Below are 20690 nucleotides of genomic sequence, written 5' to 3'. Positions count from 1 at the left end.
TATCTGGGGATGCGGATGTAAAGAGCGGGAGTATAACCTGATTCGCCTCGCCCTCTACTCATTGGAGCCTTATGCCACGCTGCTTTTGGTGTACCGACGATCCGTTGTACCAGGCCTACCACGACCAGGAATGGGGAACGCCCCAGCGTGACCCGGCGTTGCTGTTCGAGATGCTTTTGCTCGAAGGGTTCCAGGCGGGGCTTTCGTGGATCACCGTATTGCGCAAACGCGAGCGCTATCGCGAGGTGATGCACGGCTTCGATCCGGTGAAACTCGCCGTCATGAGCGACGAACGCATCGAGGAGCTGATGCAGGATGCCGGCATCATCCGCAACCGCCTCAAGCTCAAGGCTGCCAGGCGTAATGCCCAGGCCTGGCTGGCTGTGGACAACCCCGCCGACTGGCTCTGGTCATTCGTCGGTGGTGCGCCGAAGATCAACCACTTCACTGGCCGCAGCGAGGTGCCAGCGGTTACCGATGAAGCCAAGGCGATGAGCAAAGCCCTGCAGAAAGCCGGCTTCACGTTCGTTGGCCCGACCATCTGCTATGCCTTCATGCAGGCCACCGGCATGGTCATGGACCACACCACCGATTGCGATCGCTACGCCGCCTTGTTGCGCTGAGGGGTTACAATGCGCGCCTTGCTGAAATAAGGAATTCGCCTGTGGAAAAGTTCAAGGGCGCCCTGATGGTCGGGGTGCTGCGTCTGTTTGCCAAGCTGCCCTGGGGCGCTGTGCAGCGCGTCGGCGCCGGTATCGGCTGGCTGATGTGGAAGATCCCCAACGGCTCGCGCAATGTCGTGCGCATCAACCTGGCCAAGTGCTTCCCGGAGATGGACCCGGCCGAGCGCGAGCAGCTGGTGGGCCGCGCGTTGAAGGATATCGGTAAATCCTTCGTCGAAAGTGCCTGTGCCTGGATCTGGCCGCCGCAGCGCTCGCTGGAGCTGGTCAAGGAAGTGCACGGCCTGGAAGTGTTGGAGCAGGCGTTGGCCTCGGGCAAGGGCGTGGTCGGCATCACCAGCCACCTGGGTAACTGGGAAGTGCTGAACCACTTCTACTGCAACCAGTGCAAACCGATCATCTTCTATCGCCCGCCGAAGCTGAAGGCGGTGGATGACCTGCTGCGCGAGCAGCGGGTGCAGATGGGCAACCGCGTGGCGCCTTCGACCAAGGAAGGCATCCTCAGCGTGATCAAGGAAGTGCGCCGTGGTGGTCAGGTGGGTATTCCTGCCGACCCGGAGCCGGCGGAGTCGGCCGGGGTGTTCGTGCCGTTCCTGGGTACCCAGGCGCTGACCAGCAAGTTCGTTCCGAACATGCTGGCCGGGGGCAAGGCGGTTGGAGTGTTCCTGCATGCCCTGCGGTTGCCTGACGGCTCGGGCTTCAAGGTGTTCCTGGAGGCGGCGCCGGAAGAGATGTACAGCACCGATGTGACCGTGTCGGCGGCGGCGATGAGCAAGGTGGTCGAGCGCTATGTGCGCGAGTACCCGAGCCAGTACATGTGGAGCATGAAGCGCTTCAAGAAGCGCCCGGCTGGCGAGGCGCGCTGGTACTGAGATTTTCACTGTCCCCTGTTGGAGCGGGTTTACCCGCGAATGCGTCGGTGAATCCAACATCGCATTCGCGGGTGAACCCGCTCCCACAGGGACCGCGTTAACCTGATGTCTTGCTGAGCTTCTTCAGAAACACGGTCATCTCTTTCTCGGCCTGCTTGTCCCCATGGGCCTGCGCCGCCACGATCCCCTCCTCCCAGGCCTTGCGCGCCGCCGCCAGGTCACCCTGCAGCTGATGCGCCTTGCCCAGCAGCTTCCACGCCGCCGAGTACTTCGGGTCCTGTTCCACGCACCGTGCCAGATGCACCGCCGCTTCAGCACCATTGCCTTCGTCCAGCCAGGCCTTGCCCAGGCCGAACCTCAACAACGGGTTATCCACACCCTTGGCCAGCATCTTCTCCAGCGATTCGCGCATGCCCTGTGCTCCTAGAAGAAACTCAAGCCGACGTGGAACAGCTTCTCCACATCCCGGATATGCTTTTTATCCACAACGAACAGGATCACATGGTCGCCCGATTCGATCATGGTGTCGTCGTGGGCAATCATCACCTCTTCGTCACGAATGATCGCGCCGATGGTGGTGCCCGGTGGCAGCGCGATGTCTTCGATCGCCTTGCCGACCACCTTGCTCGACTTCGAATCCCCGTGCGCCACCGCTTCGATCGCCTCGGCCGCGCCGCGGCGCAGCGAGTGTACGCTGACGATGTCGCCCCGGCGCACGTGCGCCAGCAGGGTGCCGATGGTGGCCAACTGTGGGCTGATGGCAATGTCGATGTCGCCACCCTGCACCAGGTCGACATAGGCCGGGTTGTTGATGATGGTCATCACCTTGCGGGCGCCCAGGCGCTTGGCCAGCAGCGACGACATGATGTTGGCCTCGTCGTCGTTGGTCAGGGCCAGGAAGATGTCGGCGTCGGCGATGTTCTCCTCCAGCATCAGGTCCTTGTCCGAGGCGCTGCCCTGCAGCACCACGGTGCTTTCCAGGGTGTCGGAGAGGTGTCGGCAACGGGCCGGACTCATCTCGATGATCTTCACCTGGTAGCGGCTTTCGATAGCCTCGGCCAGGCGTTCGCCGATTTGCCCGCCACCGGCGATGACCACACGCTTGTTGGTTTCGTCGATACGGCGCAGCTCACCCATCACCGCGCGGATGTCCTTCTTCGCGGCGATGAAGAACACTTCGTCGTCTGCTTCGATCACCGTGTCGCCCCGCGGGGTGATCGGGCGGTCGCGGCGGAAGATGGCCGCCACGCGGGTGTCGACGTTGGGCATGTGCGCGCGGATCTGGCGCAGTTGCTGGCCTACCAGCGGGCCACCGTAGTACGCCTTCACTGCCACCAGCTGGGCCTTGCCTTCTGCGAAGTCGATCACCTGCAGCGAGCCTGGGTGCTCGATCAGGCGCTTGATGTAGTTGGTCACCACCTGCTCGGGGCTGATCAGTACGTCGACCGGGATATGGTCGTTGTCGAACAGCTCTTCGCGGGTCAGGTAGGCCGACTCGCGCACCCGGGCAATTTTGGTCGGGGTGTGGAAAAGCGAATAGGCCACCTGGCAGGCGACCATGTTGGTTTCGTCGCTGTTGGTTACCGCCACCAGCATGTCGGCGTCGTCGGCACCGGCCTGGCGCAGCACCGTAGGCAGCGAGCCGCGGCCTTGAACGGTGCGGATATCCAGACGGTCGCCCAGGTCGCGCAGGCGGTCGCCGTCAGTGTCGACCACGGTGATGTCGTTGGCTTCGCTGGCCAGGTGCTCCGCCAGCGTACCGCCTACCTGTCCTGCGCCGAGGATGATGATCTTCATCCGCTACTCCCTACCTTTTGTTTTTATCCGCGCGAGGCGGCGATCTTGATCAGCTTGGCATAGTAGAAACCGTCGTGGCCGCCTTCCTGGGCCAACAACTGGCGGCCGTGGGGCTGGCGCAGGCCGGCTTCGGTGGCCAGGTCCAGCTCACGGGCGCCCGGGGTGCGGGCAAGGAAGGCATCGATCACTTCGGTGTTCTCGGTCGGCAGGCTGGAGCAGGTGGCGTATAGCAGCATGCCGCCCACTTCCAGGGTCGGCCACAGGGCATCGAGCAGCTCACCTTGCAGCGTGGCCAGGGCCGGGATGTCGTCGGCCTGACGGGTCAGCTTGATGTCAGGGTGGCGGCGGATCACGCCGGTGGCCGAACAGGGGGCATCGAGCAGAATGCGCTGGAACGGCTTGCCGTCCCACCAGCTGGCGGTGTCGCGGGCATCGCAGGCGATCAGCTCGGCGTCCAATTGCAGGCGGTCGAGGTTCTCGCGCACGCGGGTCAGGCGCTTGGCTTCGAGGTCGATGGCCACCACGTGGGCCAGGCCGGCTTCGGCTTCCAGCAGGTGGCAGGTCTTGCCACCCGGTGCACAGCAGGCGTCGAGCACGCGCTGGCCGGGGGCCAGTTCCAGCAGGTCGGCGGACAGCTGCGCGGCTTCGTCCTGCACGCTCACCCAGCCTTCGGCAAAGCCTGGCAGGCCGCGCACATCGCAGGCTTCGGCCAACACGATACCGTCACGGCTGTACTGGCAGGCGCTGGCGCCAACGCCTGCCTCGGCCAGCAGTGCCAGGTAGGCATCGCGGCTGTGGTGGCGACGGTTGACCCGCAGGATCATCGGCGGGTGGGCGTTGTTGGCGGCGCAGATGGCCTCCCAGTGCTCTGGCCAGAAGGCCTTGAGCGACTTCTGCAGCCAGCGCGGGTGGGCAGTGCGTACCACCGGGTCGCGCTCCATGCCGGCCAGCAATTCTTCGCCTTCGCGTTGGGCGCGGCGCAGCACGGCATTGAGCAGGCCTTTGGCCCACGGTTTCTTCAGCTTGTCGGCACAGCCGACGGTCTCGCCGATGGCAGCGTGGGCCGGGATACGGCTGTAGAACAGCTGGTACAGGCCGACCAGCAGCAACGCCTGCACATCGGCATCGGCGGCCTTGAACGGCTTCTGCAGCAGCTGCGCCGCCAGCAGGTCCAGGCGTGGCTGCCAGCGCGCGGTGCCGAACGCCAGGTCCTGGGTCAGGCCGCGGTCGCGTTCATCGACCTTGTCCAGTTGCGCTGGCAGCGAACTGTTCAGCGAGGCCTTGCCACTGAGTACAGCGGCAAGGGCACGGGCGGCGGCGAGGCGTGGGTTCATTGGCCCAGCACCTTGCCGCTGGCGAATTTCTCGCGACGGCTGTTGAACAGGTCGCTGAAGTTCAGTGCCTTGCCGCCGGGCAGTTGCAGACGGGTCAGGCTCAGTGCCTGGTCACCGCAGGCGACAACCAGGCCGTCCTTGCTGGCGGAGAGGATCTCACCCGGGGTGCCTATCGCTGTGGACAAGTTGGCGGCCAGCACTTTCACGCTTTCGCCATCGAGGGTGCTGTGGCACACCGGCCACGGGTTGAAGGCACGGATCAGGCGTTCCAGCTCGACGGCCGGGCGGCTCCAATCGATGCGCGCTTCGTCCTTGTTCAGCTTGTGCGCGTAGGTGGCCAGGGCATCGTCCTGCACTTCACCCTGCAGCGAACCATCGGCCAGGCCGGCGATGGCTTGTACGACTGCGGGCGGGCCCATCTCGGCCAAGCGGTCGTGCAGGCTGCCGCCGGTGTCTTCGGCGCTGATCGGCGTGACCACCTTGAGCAGCATCGGGCCGGTGTCCAGGCCCGCTTCCATACGCATCACGGTCACACCGCTCTCGGCGTCGCCGGCTTCCACGGCGCGCTGGATCGGTGCGGCACCGCGCCAGCGGGGCAGCAGGGAAGCATGGCTGTTGATACAGCCCAGGCGCGGGATATCCAGCACCACCTGCGGCAGGATCAGGCCGTAGGCGACCACTACCATCAGGTCCGGCTTCAGCGCCGCAAGTTCGGCCTGGGCTTCGGCGTTGCGCAGGGTCGGCGGTTGGAACACCGGGATGTCCTGGGCCACAGCCAGTTGCTTGACCGGGCTCGGCATCAGCTTCTGGCCACGGCCAGCGGGGCGGTCGGGCTGGGTGTAGACGGCCACGATCTCGTACGGGCTGTCGAGCAGGGCCTTGAGGTGTTCGGCGGCAAACTCTGGAGTGCCTGCAAAGACGATGCGCATGGAGTTCTCGCTTCAAAAAAGAAAAAGGCTTGCCGGAGCAAGCCTTCTGGAAGGTGGGGATCAGGCTTGCTGGCGGTGCTGCTTTTCCAGCTTCTTCTTGATCCGGTCGCGCTTGAGCTGCGACAGGTAGTCGACGAACAGCTTGCCGTTGAGGTGATCGAACTCATGCTGCACGCACACCGCCAGCAGGCCTTCGCACTCCAGCTCGTAAGGCTTGCCGTCGCGGTCCTGGGCCTTCACCCGCACACGCAACGGGCGGTCGACGTTCTCGTAGAAGCCAGGTACCGACAGGCAGCCTTCCTGGTACTGGCCCATGTCATGGGTCAGCTCTTCGACCGTAGGGTTGATGAAGACGCGCGGCTCGCTGCGGTCTTCACTGAGGTCCATGACCACGACCTGCTGGTGCACGTTGACCTGGGTGGCGGCCAGGCCGATGCCAGGGGCTTCGTACATGGTTTCAAACATGTCGTCGATCAGCTGACGCAGGGCGTCGTCGAACACCGTCACCGGCTTGGCGATGGTGCGCAGGCGCGGGTCCGGGAATTCGAGAATGTTCAAGATGGCCATAAGGTCAGGCAGTCACTGTGCGTTCGGTTGAAAACTGAGCACACATAATAAAGGGAAACGAGGATTTCAGCACCTGGGAAAGCTCGTCTAGGGTTTTCAGGGCCAGCTTATTGCCCATTCGATGGACAGGTTGTCAAAGCGTTATCAACAAAGTTATCCACAGTTTGTGCCACGTCGATGGCCCCGTTTCGATCAAGGATGATCCCCATGCAGACCTACCATTCGTCGCCTCTTCCGCCTGCCGAACTGGAGGCCCGATTACGCCTGCACCGGCTGCCGGAGACGGGATTGCGTCGCTTTAACACCTTGCTTGAGGCTTTTGGCAGTGCCTCTTCGGCACTGTGTGCACCCGCCGGCGCCTGGCGCGCATTGGGCATACCCCAGGCCACCATCGATGCCCGGCGCAGTGCCGAAGTTCGTGAGGGTGCACTGGCCGCAATGGCCTGGCTAGAGCGCCAGGACCAGCATTTGCTGATGTGGGACGGCCCTGGCTACCCGCCACTATTGGCGGAAATCGACGATGCCCCTCCACTGCTTTTCGTAGCTGGAGACCCGGTCTTGCTCGAGCGCCCACAACTGGCAATTGTGGGCAGCAGGCGTGCTTCACCACCGGCGCTCGACACCGCTGCGGCATTTTCCCGCTACCTGGCGCAGGCCGGTTTCACCATTACCAGCGGCTTGGCCGTGGGCATTGACGGTGCCGCTCATCGGGCCGCATTGCAGGCTGGCGGGGGCACGATTGGCGTGCTCGGTACGGGGTTGCAAAAACTTTATCCACAGCGCCACAAGTCGCTTGCGCAAGCGATGATCGACAATGGCAGCGCGCTGGTATCCGAGTACCCGCTGGATGCTGGGCCACTGCCCGGTAATTTCCCGCGGCGCAATCGCATCATCAGCGGGCTGTCGCTGGGCGTGCTGGTTGTCGAGGCAAGCCTGGCCAGTGGTTCGCTGATCACCGCACGCCTGGCTGCCGAGCAAGGCCGCGAGGTGTATGCCATACCGGGATCCATTCACCATCCTGGGGCCAAGGGCTGCCACCAGCTGATCCGTGACGGCGCGCTGCTGGTGGAAAGCGTGGAGCAGATACTGGAAAGCCTGCAGGGTTGGCAGAACCTGCCACCTGCGGTTGTGGATAAATTCGACCATCCCCTGCTCGCCCTGCTGCATGCTGCGCCACAAACCAGCGAAAGCCTGGCCCACTGCAGCGAGCTGCCGCTGGCCGACGTGCTGGCGCAGCTGACCGAACTGGAGCTGGAAGGCCGGGTCAGCAATGAAGCCGGGCGTTGGTTTGCCCGCGCGGGCTAAGTACACTGCTCACAAGCAAGGTATATAGGCGGAGTAACAGAAATGGTGAGCAGTTTTCGTGTGCAACAAGCCGCACGTGAGATCCGGGCGGGCGCAGTGATCGCCTATCCGACGGAAGCGGTCTGGGGCCTGGGCTGCGACCCGTGGAACGAGGACGCGGTGTATCGCCTGCTGGCGCTGAAGTCGCGGCCTGTGGATAAAGGCCTGATCCTGGTAGCCGACAACATCCGCCAGTTCGACTTCTTGTTTGAGGATTTCCCCGAAGACTGGATCGACCGCATGGGCAGCACCTGGCCGGGGCCGAACACCTGGCTGGTGCCGCACCAGGACCTGTTGCCCGAATGGGTTACCGGGCAACATGACACCGTGGCACTGCGGGTCAGTGACCACCCGGTGGTACGTGAGCTGTGTGCGTTGGTGGGGCCGTTGATTTCCACCTCGTGCAACCCGGGCGGGCGCCCGGCGGCGAAGACCCGGTTGCGGGTGGAGCAGTACTTCCATGGTCAGCTGGATCTGGTGCTGGGGGGGGCGCTGGGTGGACGGAAGAACCCGAGTGTGATCCGTGACCTGGTGACTGGCGAAGTCGTTCGTCCGGGCTGATATCGCTGGCGAGGGCTTTGCCCTCGATCGCCGGCAATCCAGCTCCCACAGGTACTGCACATGACTTGAAATCGGCGCGGTTGGTGTGGGAGCTGGCTTGCCGGCGATTGGGCCGCAAAGCGGCCCCGGATCCCCGCAGATTTTTCTGATTTTGTCTCGAATGGCTGTCCAGCTTGCGGCTTGGGAAATATCCTACGAGCCGCGTCCCCTGCCATCACCTTCTCAGTGGGAACCTCTGCCCTTAGTCTTCAGCCGTCGCCGAATAACTTGGCGATCGGGTGTGGTAACCCGGGTTTTGGGTGATCTTGGCAGTCCATGGCGGCTGTTCGCAGGAGGCTTCGTGCCTGCTGGGTTTTAGATCTCTCACCCGGTTTACCACCCTGCGTACAGCTGCCACCTATTCGTGTGGTAACGACTGGGTGGTGCCATGAAGCGAGATCTAGTGATGAAGAAGATTGTCCCCGATCCACCCCTACCCTGCACATCCACCCGCCCCTTCGGCCGCTGCGATGCCGGCCACGAACCGCTGTTCACCGTAAACCCGAACATTTCCGCCGAGGACGCCTTGGTTCATGTAGCTCTGTATCTGCGAGGCGCCTACGAGACCGGCTACAAAGCCCTTGATTACATGCGCGAAGAAGGCCGTGGCATGTTCTGGTCAAACCTGCATGCGATTGAAATGGCACAGGGTGTGGTGGAGGCGATACTCGATGGCATCGAGTCGACACCGCCGCCGAGGAAGTAAGCCAGAGATGAAGAGGCAAGCTGGTCAGACACCTCATCTAGATGAGACCGTGCACTTGCTTGCAGGTCAAACAAATGCAAGCCGGCTTCGCGCGTCTATCGAGCAGCTCAATTCTATTGGTAACCAGATGCTGTGGGAGCTGTCCGTTGAATCTTCAATGCCTGTACTGACGCAATCGCCGGCAAGCCGGCTCCCACAGGGATAGCACTGTACTTAAGGCAGACGCAGTTCTTGTGGGAGCGGGTTCACCCGCGAACACCGGCAAAGCCGGTGCCATGCACCGCGGTGTCTTCTTCGCGGGTAAACCCGCTCCCACAGGTAAAGTGATTGGCCCCAGTACTGGGAACCTGTGGGAGTGGGCTCAGGGGATCAGTACAGTCGACCCCACAGTCCTGCGCGCCGACAGCTCCGCCTGTGCCTTGGCCGCCTCACTCAGCGGATACCGCTGCTGGATATCCACAACCAGCTTGCCGCTACCAATCATCGCAAACAGGTCATCGGCCATGGCCTGGGTATTCTCGGCATTGTTGGCATAGGTCGCCAACGTGGGCCGGGTAACATACAGCGAGCCCTTCTGCGCCAGGATACCCAGGTTCACTCCGCTCACTGCCCCCGAGGCATTGCCAAAGCTCACCATCAACCCGCGCGGCTGCAGGCAATCCAGCGAGGTCAGCCAGGTGTCGGCACCCACACCGTCATACACCACCGGGCATTTCTTGCCGTCGGTCAGCTCCAACACCCGCTTGGCCATGTCTTCACGGCTGTAGTCGATGGTCGCCCAAGCCCCCAGCGCCTTGGCCCGCTCGGCCTTCTCGGCAGAACTCACGGTACCGATCAGCTTGGCGCCCAAGGCCTTGGCCCACTGGCACGCCAACGAACCCACACCACCAGCTGCTGCGTGGAACAGGATCACGTCACCTGCCTTCACCTCATAGGTCTGCTTCAGCAGGTACTGCACGGTCAAACCCTTGAGCATCACCGCCGCTGCCTGCTCGAAGCTGATGTTGTCGGGCAGCTTCACCAAGTTGGCTTCCGGCAGCGTATGCACCTCGCTATACGCGCCCAACGGGCCGCCGGCATGGGCCACGCGGTCACCCACTTTCAGCCGGGTCACACCCTCGCCCACGGCCTCGACCACGCCAGCCGCTTCAGTGCCCAGCCCTGAAGGCAGGGATGGCGGTGCATACAGACCGCTGCGGAAGTAGGTATCGATGAAGTTCAGGCCGATCGCATGGTTACGTACACGCACCTGCTGTGGCCCTGGCGGGGCTGGTTCGAATTCCACAAACTGCAGCACTTCCGGGCCGCCATGCTGGCTGAACTGGATACGCTTGGCCATCTCGCACTCCTGTCGTATGGGTCGGGAAAGACCTTCTATCGGACGCCTTTGCTTGATCGCCGTCAACTGCGGCGCGCGGGCTGGGGGTGGTATGCTACGCGGCGAATTCTTCCCTGCCCGTTCCTGGTGACCCGATGACTAGCCGCACCGAGGCCGTGAAAGCCTACCTGCTCGACCTGCAAGACCGCATCTGCTCTGCCCTCGAAACAGAAGACGGCGGCGCCCGCTTCGTCGAGGACGCATGGGTGCGCGAAGCCGGTGGCGGGGGCCGCACGCGGGTGATCGGCGATGGCAAGGTGATCGAAAAAGGCGGGGTCAACTTCTCCCACGTGTTCGGCGCCGGTCTGCCGCCGTCGGCCAGTGCTCACCGCCCCGAGCTGGCGGGCCGTGGCTTCGAGGCCTTGGGCGTGTCGCTGGTGATCCACCCGCACAACCCGCATGTGCCCACTTCCCACGCCAACGTGCGCTTCTTCATCGCCGAAAAGGAAGGTGAAGAGGCTGTCTGGTGGTTCGGCGGCGGCTTCGACCTGACTCCGTACTACGGCAATGAAGAAGACTGCATCCACTGGCACCGTGTGGCCGAGCAGGCCTGCGCGCCGTTCGGCGCCGACGTGTACCCGCGCTACAAGGCCTGGTGCGACCGCTACTTCCACCTCAAGCACCGTGGCGAGCCACGCGGCATTGGTGGGTTGTTCTTCGATGACCTGAACGAGTGGGACTTCGACACCTGCTTCGCCTTCATCCGCGCCATTGGCGACGCCTACGTCAACGCCTACCTGCCGATCGTCCAGCGCCGCAAGGGCACGCCCTACACGCCGCAGCAGCGCGAGTTCCAGGAGTATCGCCGTGGCCGCTACGTGGAGTTCAACCTGGTCTACGACCGTGGCACCTTGTTCGGCCTGCAGTCCGGCGGTCGCACCGAGTCCATCCTCATGTCGCTGCCGCCGCAGGTGCGCTGGGGCTACGACTGGAAGGCCGCGCCCGGCAGCGAAGAAGCACGCCTGACCGAGTACTTCCTGCAGGACCGCGACTGGCTCGGCCAGTAAGCCTGTGGATAATCAAGGAGCCGTCATGGACCAGTACGTCGTTTTTGGTAACCCCATCGGCCACAGCAAGTCGCCGCTGATCCATCGCCTGTTCGCCGAACAGACCGGCCAGGACCTGGAATACGCCACCCTGCTGGCGCCGCTGGACGAGTTCAGCGACTGCGCGCGCGGCTTCTTCAAGCAAGGCCGCGGCGGCAACGTCACCGTGCCGTTCAAGGAAGAGGCCTACCGCCTGTGCGACAGCCTGACCCCGCGTGCTCGGCGCGCTGGTGCGGTGAACACGCTAAGCAAGCTGGCCGATGGCACCCTGCAGGGCGACAACACCGATGGCGCTGGCCTTGTGCGCGACCTGACGGTGAATGCTGGGGTCGAGCTGGCGGGCAAACGCATTCTGATCCTGGGTGCTGGTGGCGCGGTACGTGGCGTGCTGGAGCCGATCCTGGCGCACAAGCCGCAGTCGCTGGTGATTGCCAACCGTACCGTGGAAAAGGCTGAGCAGCTGGCGCGTGAGTTCGATGAACTGGGGCCGGTGGTGGCCAGCGGGTTTGCCTGGTTGCAGGAACCGGTGGATGTGATCATCAATGCCACCTCGGCGAGCCTGGCCGGTGAGTTGCCGCCGATCGCCGACAGCCTGGTCGAGGCGGGGCGCACGGTTTGCTACGACATGATGTATGGCAAGGAGCCTACGCCGTTTTGCCAGTGGGCCGAGAAGCTGGGGGCGGCCAAGGTGCTGGATGGGCTGGGGATGCTGGCTGAGCAGGCGGCTGAGGCTTTCTTTATCTGGCGTGGGGTGCGGCCGGATACGGCGCCAGTGTTGGCTGAGTTGCGCCGGCAGCTGGCTCGCGGCTGAGATTGGCGGGGACCGCTTTGCGGTCCCATCGCAGGCAAGCCAGCTCCTACAGGGACAGCGCCGGCCTGAGGCCTTCTGATATCCCTGTGGGAGCTGGCTTGCCTGCGATGGGCTGCAAAGCAGCCCCCATATCTCAGCCTCACTCCTCAAACCGGATCGGACAAAGCTCCACCCCTTCCAGCTTCTGCAACTCCTCGATCACCTGCGGCCTGGCCCGGTGCAGGGTCAGACTCCCCCCTGCCCGCCGCAACCGCCGCGCCTCGCGGTGCAACATATCCACACCCGAGTAATCGATGAAGTTCACCTGCCGCGCATCGATAACAACATGCGGCCCCTGGCAGCGCTGCAAGCGCACCTGCAGGTAATGCGCCGCACCAAAGAAGATCGACCCGCCCACCCGCAGCACGTCCGCCTCCCCTTCACGGCTTTGTTGCACCCGTGGTCGCGAGGTGCGCTTCAGATAGAAGAACAGCGACGCCAGCACTCCGGCATAGATCGCCGTCTGCAGCTCCAGCAACAAGGTCGCTGCCGCCGTCAGCGCCATTACCAGGAACTCCGAGCGGCTGACCCGGAACAGCGCACGAATCCCCCGGTGGTCCACCAACCCCCAGCAGATCAGCAGAATGCTGCCGGCCATGGCCGGAATCGGCAGGTGCGCGATCAGCCCAGCTCCGGCAACGGCGAACACGGCCACCCACAGCGCCGAGAATACCCCGGCCATGGGCGAGCGGGCACCGGCGTCGTAGCTCAGCCCGGAACGGGTGAAGGAGCCGGAAGACAGGTAACCGGAGAAAAACGCACCGACGATGTTCGACAGGCCCTGTGCGCGTATTTCCTGGTCTGCGTCGATCAACTGCTCCGAACGTGCCGACAATGAGCGGGCAATCGACAGGCTGGTGACCAGCCCGAGCATGCCCACTGCCACAGCGCTGGGCAGCAGGCGCAGGATCAGTTCCACATCCAGCAAGGGCAGCGGGCTGAAGGGCGGCAGCTGGCCGGTGAATGCGGGCACACGCGGCACATGGCCAAAGAACCCGGGCAGCAGCCAGGCCAGCAGGCTTACCAAAATCAGGCTTATCAACAGGCTGGGCCAGCGTGGGCGCCAGAGCTTGAAGCCTACGCCGATCAGCACTGTGGCCAGGCCCAGAATCAAGGAAGGCAGGTCGACGTCGCCGGCATGGCTGGCCAGGTCCTGCACGGTCTTCAGCGCCGTGGCCTGGCTTGGCAGGTCCATGCCCAGCAGGTTGGGCAACTGGCCCAGGGCAATGACGACAGCGGCGCCCAGGGTGAAGCCGAGCACCACGGAATGGGAGACGAAATTGACCAGTGCGCCGAAGCGCAAAAGCCCCAGCAGTAACTGAAAGATGCCGCCGAGGAACGTCAGCAGCAGCACCAGGGTGACATAGTCGGCGCTGCCAGCCACGGCCAGCGGGCTGATGCTGGCGTAGAGAACGATGGAGATGGCTGCGGTCGGGCCGCAGATCAGGTGCCAGGACGAGCCCCACAGACAGGCGATCAGCACTGGCACGATGGCGGCGTACAGGCCGTATTCGGCGGGCAGGCCGGCGATCAGGGCATAGGCGATGGATTGCGGCAGGGCGAGGATTGCACCGCTCAGGCCCACCAGCAGGTCCTGGCGCAGGCTGCGGCCCGATTGGCGGGGGAGCCATGAGAGGAAGGGCAGCAGGTGAGTGAGGCGATGCATGGGTTATCCACATTCCTTACTGTTTCGCCAATCCCTGTGGGGAGCGGGCATGCCCGCGAAGAAGCCGCCGCGGTGGATGGCACCGGCTTCGCCGGTGTGCGCGGGCATGCCCGCTCCCACAGGGATAGAGGTTTTGCTTGTGAGGTTACAGTTTGGCTTTGACGGCCTCCAGCGCATTGCCATCGGCCTTGGTCGTCACCCCGGCCAACCACCCTTCCAGCAACTCGGGGTGCGCCTTCAGCCAAGCCTTGGCCGCATCATCGAAGCTGATCTTCTTGTCCACAACTTCGGCCATGATGGTGTTTTCCATGTCCAGCGTGAACTTCAGGTTGCCCAGCAGCTTGGCCGCATTCGGGCAGGCTTGTGGATAACCCTTGCGGGTCAGGGTATACACCTCGCCCTTGCTGCCAAACCACTTCTCCCCGCCGCTCAGGTAATGCATCTTCAGCTTCACGTTCATCGGGTGCGGGGTCCAGCCGAGGAAGGTGATGAACTGTTGTTTCTTCACCGCCCGGTCGACCTGTGCCAGCATCGCCTGCTCGCTGGACTCCACCAGTTTCCACTGGCCGAGGTTGAATTCATTCTTGTCGATGATTTCCTTCAACGACAGGTTGGCCGGTGCCCCGGAACCAATCCCGTACAGCTTCTTGTCGAACTGTTCGGCGTGCTTCTGCAAGTCGGCGAAATCCTTCACTCCGGCATTCCACACATAGTCGGGCACTGCCAAGGTGAACTCGGTTCCTTCCAGGTTGCGTGAAAGCTGCTGCACATCGCCATTTGCGATGAACTTGTCATGAAAGCCCTGCTGCGCCGGCATCCAGTTACCGAGGAAGGCATCGACGCGGCCATCCTTGAGGCCGCCGTAGATGATCGGAACGGCCAGGCTGTCGATTTTCACCTGGTAACCCAAGCTTTCCAGAAGCAGGCGGGCCAAGGCGTTGGTCGTTGCGATGTCGCTCCAGCCGGGGTCGGCCATCTTCACGGTGGTGCATTGCGCGTCGCTGTCGGCGGCGTGGGCCGTGGCGGTACCCAGGCTCAGGGCCAGGGCGAACACGGCGGCGGAGAACTTGTGCATGGCGGCCTCTCTTCTCAATCCAGGGGGGCGGGCTGTGGATAACGTGCCTTGCGCTCGAGGTCGTCGAGATCGATGTGGTTGCGCATGTACTGTTGGCTGGCGTCCACCAGCGGTTGGTGGTCCCAGCTTTTCAGCTTGCCGACGGCCAGCGCCTCGGCCACCAGGCGGCGGCGCCGCTGGCTGGCCAGAACCTGCTGGCGCAGGCTGGGGATATCCCAACGCTGCTGTGCTTCATCGACAAATGCCTGCAGCAGCGCCTGATGTTCCGGGCTGCCGGTGAGGTTCTCCCGCTCGTGCGGGTCGCGGCTCAGGTCATAGAGTAGGCATGGGTCGTCTTCGCTGTACACGAACTTGTACGGCCCGCGGCGGATCATCATCAGCGGGCCGACGGTGCCTTCGGCCATGTATTCGCCGATCACTTCGTCATGGCCACCCTGCCCTTGCAGGTGGCCGACCAGCGAGCGGCCATCCAGGTGCAGGTGGTTATCCACAGCACCACCGGCCAGCTCGACCAGGGTCGGCAGCAGGTCGCAGGTAGACACCGAAGCGCTGACCCTGGCTGGCGCGAAATGCTTCGGCGCGTGCACCAGCAGAGGCACCCGCGCCGACATCTCGAACCAGTGCATCTTGTACCAGAGGCCGCGCTCGCCGAGCATGTCACCGTGGTCGCCGGAGAACACGATCAGGGTGTCGTCAGCCAGGTTGCATTCCTCCAGGGTTTGCAGCAGCAGGCCGATGTTGTCGTCGATATAGCTGCAGGCGCCGAAGTAGGCACGGCGGGCGTCACGGATCTTGTTCACAGGCAGCGGCTTGTTCCACAGGTCGTAGACCTTCAGCAGGCGTTGCGAGTGCGGGTCAAGCTCTGCCTGGCCCAGTTCGGCGCGGGGCATGGGGATATCCACACCCTCGTAGCGATCCCAATAGCGCCTGGGGATGGTGTATGGGTCGTGCGGGTGGGTCATCGACACGGTCAGGCAGAATGGACGGCCATCGTTTTCGCGCACATGGTCGTACAGGTACTGGCGCGCCTTGAATACCACTTCTTCGTCGAAATCCAGCTGGTTGGTGCGCACGCACGGGCCGGCCTGCAGCACCGAGGACATGTTGTGATACCAACTCGGGCGCACGTTCGGCTCATCCCAGTTCACCGCCCAGCCGTAGTCGGCCGGGTAGATATCGCTGGTCAGGCGTTCTTCGTAGCCATGCAGCTGGTCCGGCCCGCAGAAGTGCATCTTGCCCGACAGCGCGGTGCGGTAACCCAGACGGCGCAGGTAATGGGCATAGGTCGGTACATCGGCAGGGAAGTCGGCGGCATTGTCGTAGGCACCGATGCGGCTGGGCAGCTGGCCGCTGACCAGAGTGAAGCGCGACGGTGCGCACAACGGGCTGTTGCAGTAAGCCGAGTCGAAAACCACCGCCTGTTCGGCAAGGCGGCTCAGGTGCGGCATCTGGATCGGCGAAGAGGCGTAGATCGGCAGCAAGGGCGCGGCCATCTGGTCTGCCATGATGAACAGGATATTCGGGCGCGTCATGGTGGCTTCCATCGTTGAGGGTTATGCGAACCGCTTGCCTATCAAGATGCGACTGTGGATAACATGGGTAAAGCCCATGGCGGGCAATGACTGGGATTAGCCCTGCTTATGTTTGACCACCTTGCCAAGTTGTCGATGGATACACTGCGCGTGTTCGAGGCTGCCGCACGGTTGCGTGGCTTTACCGCTGCGGCACTGGAGCTGGGCACCACGCAGCCGGCGGTGAGCCAGCAAGTCAAACGGCTGGAGGCACAGCTGGGCACGCGGTTGTTCGACCGCATTTACCGGGGTATCGAGCTGACCGAGGCCGGCCAGGTGCTGTTCGAACAGGTGCACCAGGGCCTGCAGGCCATGGAGGACGGCATTGCCCAGGCCAGTGGGCGCGGCCAGAGGGAAGTGCTGCAGGTGGCTACCGACTTCGCCTTTGCGGCGTTCTGGCTGATGCCACGGCTGCAGCGTTTTCACGAGGCTTATCCACAGGTGGACGTGAGCCTGGTGACCGGTGAGCGCAGCCAGGGCATGTTGCGCCCGGACATCGATGTGGCGGTGCTGTTTGGCGACGGGCGCTTTCACCAGGGCGAGAGCCGCTGGCTATTCGATGAGGAGGTTTTTCCGGTGTGCAGCCCCCGGCTGATTCATGGCAAACCCTTGTCAGCCGTGGCTTTGCAACGATTGCCTTTGCTGCACTTGAAGGGAGAGCAGGCTAGCCGCTGGTTTGATTGGGCAGGGGTGTTTCGCGGGTTTGGTGTGGCCAGCCCGCCACCGGCCGGGCAGTTGAGGTTTGATAACTATACGTTGCTGATCCAGGCGGCGATTGCCGGGCAAGGGGTGGCGATTGGCTGGGGGCACCTGGTGGATGGGCTGGTGGAGCAAGGGTTGCTATGCCGGCCGTTGGAGGGGAGTTTGCGCTCGGCGCGCGGGTATTACGCGGTGCTGCCACCACGCAAGCGGCGTGGGGCGTTGATCGAGCGGTTTGTGGATTGGCTGGAGCGCGAGCGCAGCCTGTGACATCCCCGGGGCCGCTTTGCGGCCCATCGCCGGCAAGCCAGCTCCCACAGGTGCTGTACAAGCCTGGAGCATGGCGCCGTCCCTGTGGGAGCTGGCTTGCCGGCGATGGGCTGCACAGCAGCCCCGGCAAATCTAGACCACGAAGTTCAGATGCTCGCCCCGGTGCAAATCCAGCTCCAGCATATCCACCATCCCTGCCGCGACCCTGGCCAGGTACCGCAACGGCTCGGCCAACCCCGACTCCAGCGTACCTTCAGTGCTGCGAAAATGCTCCATCCCCAACCCGGCCAGTTCCTGCGGGGCATTGATCAGCGTCCAGTGCAAGGCACTGCGCTGTAACCCGTCCACCACCTGGTCCACACACTCCCGCTCCGCCTCGCTGTACTTGCCCGGCTCATCCAGCACATCGAAATCGCCCACCAGCAACAGCCGGCGTATAGTCGTACGCTTCAGCCCCGCCACCAGCGCCTCGCTCATGCGGGCTTGCCTGGGCAGATCGCCCGGCGCCAGCGTCGACAACAGGGCAATTACTGCCGACCCGCCTGCCGCGCCCTGCTCCGCCTGGTCGGCATTGCCCAGCCCGCCTATCTTGAAATGCAGGCCGGGGCGCGGCGCATGGCGATTAAGGTCGTCGACCACGGCGGTGACTTCGTGCTGGCGCGACAGCAGCTCTACCATCAGGGCGTTGCCCAGGCTGCTTTCTGGCCCGAACAGGACCAGTTTGAACACTGGGGTTTCGGCGTTTTTCACTGCATCACTCCCTTTGCAGGTGGTGATGTTTGGACCGCAATCAGGAGTTTTCGTGCAGAGGATCAAGGGTTACCACGCCCACGTTTACTACGACGCAGCGACCATGGACCAGGCCCGTGAGCTGTGTGAGGAAGCGGCGCGGCTGTTTCCCGTGACCATGGGGCGCATGCACCAGAAACCGGTGGGGCCGCACCCGGACTGGAGCTGCCAGCTGGCCTTCGAGCCGGAGTTTGTGGGGGTGGTGCTGCCGTGGTTGGCGCTGTATCGGAAGGGGTTGGTGGTGTTCATGCACCCACTGACCGGGGATGAACTGGCGGACCACCGTGACCATGCGATCTGGATGGGGGCGGTGCGGCCGCTGGATCTGTCGATGTTTGGGGGCTAGTTCTTCATAGTCTGTACTGGCCTCATCGCCGGCAAGCCAGCTCCCACAGGGATATCACAGGGCCTGAGGGCGGCGCTGTACCTGTGGGAGCTGGCTTGCCGGCGATGAAGGCGACGCGGTTTAACGGCGGGCGCCGCGCACCCCTTCAGCCAGTGCCGAGCACAGGCTCAATACATCGTTGACTGCCTGCTCGGCACTCTTGGCCTGGGCAATCTTGTCGACCAGCGCCGAGCCCACTACCACGCCGTCCGACAGGCGGGCAATGGCCGCAGCCTGCTCCGGCGTACGAATGCCGAAACCTACGCTGATTGGCAGATCGGTATGCCGACGCAGGCGGGCAATGGCTTCGGTCACGTGCTCGGTGGTCGCCGAGCCGGCGCCGGTCACACCGGCCACCGACACGTAGTAGACGAACCCGGAGCTGCGCTCCAGTACGCGCGGCAGGCGCGCGTCGTCTGTGGTCGGGGTGGTCAGGCGGATGAAGTCGATACCCGCTGCCTGGGCCGGGGTCGCCAGTTCGGCGTCGTGCTCTGGCGGCAGGTCGACGATGATAAGGCCATCGACACCCGCTTGCTTGGCTTCGGCCACGAACTTTTCCACGCCAAAGCGGTGGATCGGGTTGTAGTAGCCCATCAGTACGATCGGTGTGGCCTGGTTATCCACACGGAATTCGCGAACCATCTGCAGGGTCTTGGCCAGGGTCTGGCCGGCTTCCAGGGCACGCAGGGTGGCCAGCTGGATGGCCACGCCGTCGGCCATTGGGTCGGTGAACGGCATGCCTAGTTCGATCACATCGGCACCGGCTGCCGGCAGGCCCTTGAGGATCTGCAGCGAGGCGTCATAGCCCGGGTCGCCCGCGGTGACAAAGGTGACCAGTGCCGAGCGGCCTTCGGCCTTCAGCTCGGCGAAGCGTTGTTCAAGACGGCTCATGCCTGTTTCTCCTGGGCGGCCATGTGGTTCATGACGGTTTGCATGTCTTTGTCGCCGCGGCCCGACAGGCACACGACCATCAGGTGGTCCTTGGGCAGCTTCGGTGCGCGCTTGATCGCCTCGGCCAGGGCGTGGGAGCTTTCCAGGGCCGGGATGATGCCTTCCAGGCGGCAGGTAGCGTGGAAAGCATCCAGCGCTTCGTCGTCGGTGATGCTGACGTACTCGACACGCTTCACTTCGTGCAGGTAGGCGTGCTCCGGGCCGATGCCCGGGTAGTCCAGGCCGGCGGAAATCGAGTGGGCGTCGGTGATCTGACCGTCTTCGTCCTGCAGCAGGTAGGTGCGGTTGCCGTGCAGCACGCCCGGTACGCCGCCGTTCAGGCTGGCGGCGTGCTTGTCGGTGTGCACGCCGTGGCCACCGGCTTCGACGCCGATGATCTGCACGCTTGGCTCTTCGAGGAACTCATGGAACAGGCCCATGGCGTTGGAGCCGCCACCGACGCAGGCAACCAGGCTGTCTGGCAGGCGGCCTTCCTTCTCTTGCAACTGGGCGCGGGTTTCCTTGCCGATGATCGACTGGAAGTCGCGGACCATGGCCGGGTACGGGTGCGGGCCGGCCACGGTTCCGATCAGGTAGAAGGTGTCTTCGACGTTGGTGACCCAGTCGCGCAGGGCCTCGTTCATGGCGTCCTTCAGGGTGCCGGTGCCGGCAGTGACCGGGACGATTTCGGCGCCAAGCAGCTTCATGCGGAACACGTTGGCCTGCTGGCGCTCGATGTCGGTGGCGCCCATGTAGATCACGCAGGGCAGGCCGAAGCGGGCAGCGACGGTGGCGGTGGCCACGCCGTGCATGCCGGCGCCGGTTTCTGCGATCAGGCGCTTCTTGCCCATGCGCTTGGCCAGCAGCACCTGGCCGATGCAGTTGTTCACCTTGTGCGCGCCGGTGTGGTTGAGTTCTTCACGCTTGAAGAAGATCTTGGCGCCGCCGCAGTGCTCGGTCAGGCGCTCGGCGAAGTACAGCGGGTTGGGGCGGCCGATGTAGTCGCGCTGGAAGTAGGCCAGCTCTTCGAGGAACTTGGGGTCTGCCTTGGCCGCTTCGTATTCGCGGGCCAGGTCCAGCACCAGTGGCATCAGGGTTTCGGCCACGTAGCGGCCGCCGAACGAGCCGAACAGGCCATTGGCGTCGGGGCCGGGGCGGTATTGGGACTGGGTCATGGGGGCGCTCCAGGGCGTAATGAATGA

Annotated in this window: 21 protein-coding genes; 9 read left to right on the top strand and 12 right to left on the bottom strand. The window is 63.8% G+C overall.

Annotation, left to right across the window (positions count from 1 at the left end):
- Positions 1 to 71: 71 nt before the first annotated feature.
- A complete protein-coding gene (locus CAG18_RS19485) occupies positions 72 to 623 on the top strand; it encodes a DNA-3-methyladenine glycosylase I (protein ID WP_003260004.1) in 552 nt (183 codons plus the stop codon).
- A gap of 41 nt (positions 624 to 664) precedes the next feature.
- Complete coding sequence (locus CAG18_RS19480; protein ID WP_015268436.1) at positions 665 to 1552, top strand: lysophospholipid acyltransferase; 888 nt, start codon at positions 665 to 667, stop codon at positions 1550 to 1552.
- Positions 1553 to 1649: 97 nt separating this feature from the next.
- On the opposite strand, the gene CAG18_RS19475 is transcribed toward CAG18_RS19480, so the two are convergent.
- From CAG18_RS19475 to def, 5 genes are read right to left on the bottom strand one after another with little or no spacing between them, the layout of a single operon-like run.
- The gene (locus CAG18_RS19475) at positions 1650 to 1964 is read right to left on the bottom strand and encodes a tetratricopeptide repeat protein (protein ID WP_015268437.1); all 315 of its coding nucleotides are present in this window, start codon (positions 1962 to 1964) and stop codon (positions 1650 to 1652) included.
- An 11-nt stretch (positions 1965 to 1975) separates the two neighbouring features.
- Positions 1976 to 3349: a Trk system potassium transporter TrkA gene (gene trkA, locus CAG18_RS19470; protein ID WP_013970264.1), complete on the bottom strand. Its 1374-nt coding sequence runs from the start codon at positions 3347 to 3349 to the stop codon at positions 1976 to 1978.
- A gap of 23 nt (positions 3350 to 3372) precedes the next feature.
- The gene (gene rsmB, locus CAG18_RS19465) at positions 3373 to 4683 is read right to left on the bottom strand and encodes a 16S rRNA (cytosine(967)-C(5))-methyltransferase RsmB (RefSeq protein WP_085721396.1); all 1311 of its coding nucleotides are present in this window, start codon (positions 4681 to 4683) and stop codon (positions 3373 to 3375) included.
- On the bottom strand, positions 4680 to 5612 hold the full coding sequence (gene fmt / locus CAG18_RS19460) for a methionyl-tRNA formyltransferase (RefSeq protein WP_085721395.1): 933 nt from the start codon (positions 5610 to 5612) through the stop codon (positions 4680 to 4682). Before fmt ends, rsmB begins: the two co-directional genes overlap by 4 nt.
- A gap of 60 nt (positions 5613 to 5672) precedes the next feature.
- Complete coding sequence (gene def / locus CAG18_RS19455) at positions 5673 to 6179, bottom strand: peptide deformylase (RefSeq protein WP_003260000.1); 507 nt, start codon at positions 6177 to 6179, stop codon at positions 5673 to 5675.
- Positions 6180 to 6386: 207 nt separating this feature from the next.
- Between def and dprA the strand changes: the two genes are divergently transcribed.
- The 3 genes from dprA to CAG18_RS19440 all read left to right on the top strand — a co-directional run bounded on the left by dprA (position 6387) and on the right by CAG18_RS19440 (position 8829).
- Positions 6387 to 7484, top strand: coding sequence for a DNA-processing protein DprA (gene dprA, locus CAG18_RS19450; protein ID WP_085721394.1), 1098 nt, complete (start codon positions 6387 to 6389; stop codon positions 7482 to 7484).
- 42 nt (positions 7485 to 7526) lie between these two features.
- Complete coding sequence (locus CAG18_RS19445) at positions 7527 to 8084, top strand: L-threonylcarbamoyladenylate synthase (RefSeq protein WP_024087945.1); 558 nt, start codon at positions 7527 to 7529, stop codon at positions 8082 to 8084.
- 445 nt (positions 8085 to 8529) lie between these two features.
- Positions 8530 to 8829, top strand: a complete 300-nt coding sequence (locus CAG18_RS19440) for a hypothetical protein (RefSeq protein ID WP_178075738.1) — start codon at positions 8530 to 8532, stop codon at positions 8827 to 8829.
- A 361-nt stretch (positions 8830 to 9190) separates the two neighbouring features.
- Here CAG18_RS19440 and CAG18_RS19430 read toward each other — a convergent pair whose 3' ends face one another.
- A complete protein-coding gene (locus tag CAG18_RS19430; protein ID WP_085721392.1) occupies positions 9191 to 10168 on the bottom strand; it encodes an NADPH:quinone reductase in 978 nt (325 codons plus the stop codon).
- Positions 10169 to 10302: 134 nt separating this feature from the next.
- On the opposite strand from CAG18_RS19430, the gene hemF reads away from it, so the two are divergent.
- Together hemF and aroE are read left to right on the top strand one after the other, a co-directional pair.
- Positions 10303 to 11214 carry an oxygen-dependent coproporphyrinogen oxidase gene (hemF, locus tag CAG18_RS19425; protein ID WP_085721391.1) on the top strand — a complete coding sequence of 304 codons (912 nt, stop codon included), beginning with the start codon at positions 10303 to 10305 and terminating at the stop codon, positions 11212 to 11214.
- A 25-nt stretch (positions 11215 to 11239) separates the two neighbouring features.
- On the top strand, positions 11240 to 12064 hold the full coding sequence (gene aroE, locus CAG18_RS19420; protein ID WP_015268442.1) for a shikimate dehydrogenase: 825 nt from the start codon (positions 11240 to 11242) through the stop codon (positions 12062 to 12064).
- Positions 12065 to 12203: 139 nt separating this feature from the next.
- Here the strand turns inward: aroE and CAG18_RS19415 are convergent, their stop codons facing one another.
- From CAG18_RS19415 to betC, 3 genes are all read right to left on the bottom strand, one after another.
- Positions 12204 to 13769: a SulP family inorganic anion transporter gene (locus tag CAG18_RS19415; RefSeq protein WP_054572540.1), complete on the bottom strand. Its 1566-nt coding sequence runs from the start codon at positions 13767 to 13769 to the stop codon at positions 12204 to 12206.
- Positions 13770 to 13914: 145 nt separating this feature from the next.
- On the bottom strand, positions 13915 to 14844 hold the full coding sequence (choX, locus tag CAG18_RS19410) for a choline ABC transporter substrate-binding protein (protein WP_085721390.1): 930 nt from the start codon (positions 14842 to 14844) through the stop codon (positions 13915 to 13917).
- 14 nt (positions 14845 to 14858) lie between these two features.
- Positions 14859 to 16376 carry a choline-sulfatase gene (gene betC, locus CAG18_RS19405; RefSeq protein ID WP_085721389.1) on the bottom strand — a complete coding sequence of 506 codons (1518 nt, stop codon included), beginning with the start codon at positions 16374 to 16376 and terminating at the stop codon, positions 14859 to 14861.
- 108 nt (positions 16377 to 16484) lie between these two features.
- Here betC and CAG18_RS19400 point away from each other — a divergent pair, with 108 nt between their 5' ends.
- On the top strand, positions 16485 to 17384 hold the full coding sequence (locus CAG18_RS19400; protein ID WP_085721388.1) for a LysR family transcriptional regulator: 900 nt from the start codon (positions 16485 to 16487) through the stop codon (positions 17382 to 17384).
- A gap of 132 nt (positions 17385 to 17516) precedes the next feature.
- Here CAG18_RS19400 and CAG18_RS19395 read toward each other — a convergent pair whose 3' ends face one another.
- The gene (locus CAG18_RS19395) at positions 17517 to 18134 is read right to left on the bottom strand and encodes an NAD(P)-dependent oxidoreductase (RefSeq protein WP_085721387.1); all 618 of its coding nucleotides are present in this window, start codon (positions 18132 to 18134) and stop codon (positions 17517 to 17519) included.
- Positions 18135 to 18186: 52 nt separating this feature from the next.
- Here CAG18_RS19395 and CAG18_RS19390 point away from each other — a divergent pair, with 52 nt between their 5' ends.
- Positions 18187 to 18519, top strand: a complete 333-nt coding sequence (locus tag CAG18_RS19390) for a DOPA 4,5-dioxygenase family protein (RefSeq protein WP_054572544.1) — start codon at positions 18187 to 18189, stop codon at positions 18517 to 18519.
- Between the two features lie 120 nt (positions 18520 to 18639).
- On the opposite strand, the gene trpA is transcribed toward CAG18_RS19390, so the two are convergent.
- Together trpA and trpB are read right to left on the bottom strand one after the other, a co-directional pair.
- Positions 18640 to 19449, bottom strand: coding sequence for a tryptophan synthase subunit alpha (gene trpA, locus CAG18_RS19385; protein WP_015268450.1), 810 nt, complete (start codon positions 19447 to 19449; stop codon positions 18640 to 18642).
- Positions 19446 to 20663: a tryptophan synthase subunit beta gene (gene trpB, locus CAG18_RS19380; RefSeq protein ID WP_015268451.1), complete on the bottom strand. Its 1218-nt coding sequence runs from the start codon at positions 20661 to 20663 to the stop codon at positions 19446 to 19448. The genes trpA and trpB overlap by 4 nt, the downstream gene beginning before the upstream one ends.
- Between the last annotated feature and the right edge of the window lie 27 nt (positions 20664 to 20690).

The organism is Pseudomonas sp. B22(2017) (assembly GCF_002113105.1).
In the GTDB taxonomy this organism is placed as follows: domain Bacteria; phylum Pseudomonadota; class Gammaproteobacteria; order Pseudomonadales; family Pseudomonadaceae; genus Aquipseudomonas; species Aquipseudomonas asiatica.
This window is presented reverse-complemented; position numbering and strand designations above follow the sequence as displayed.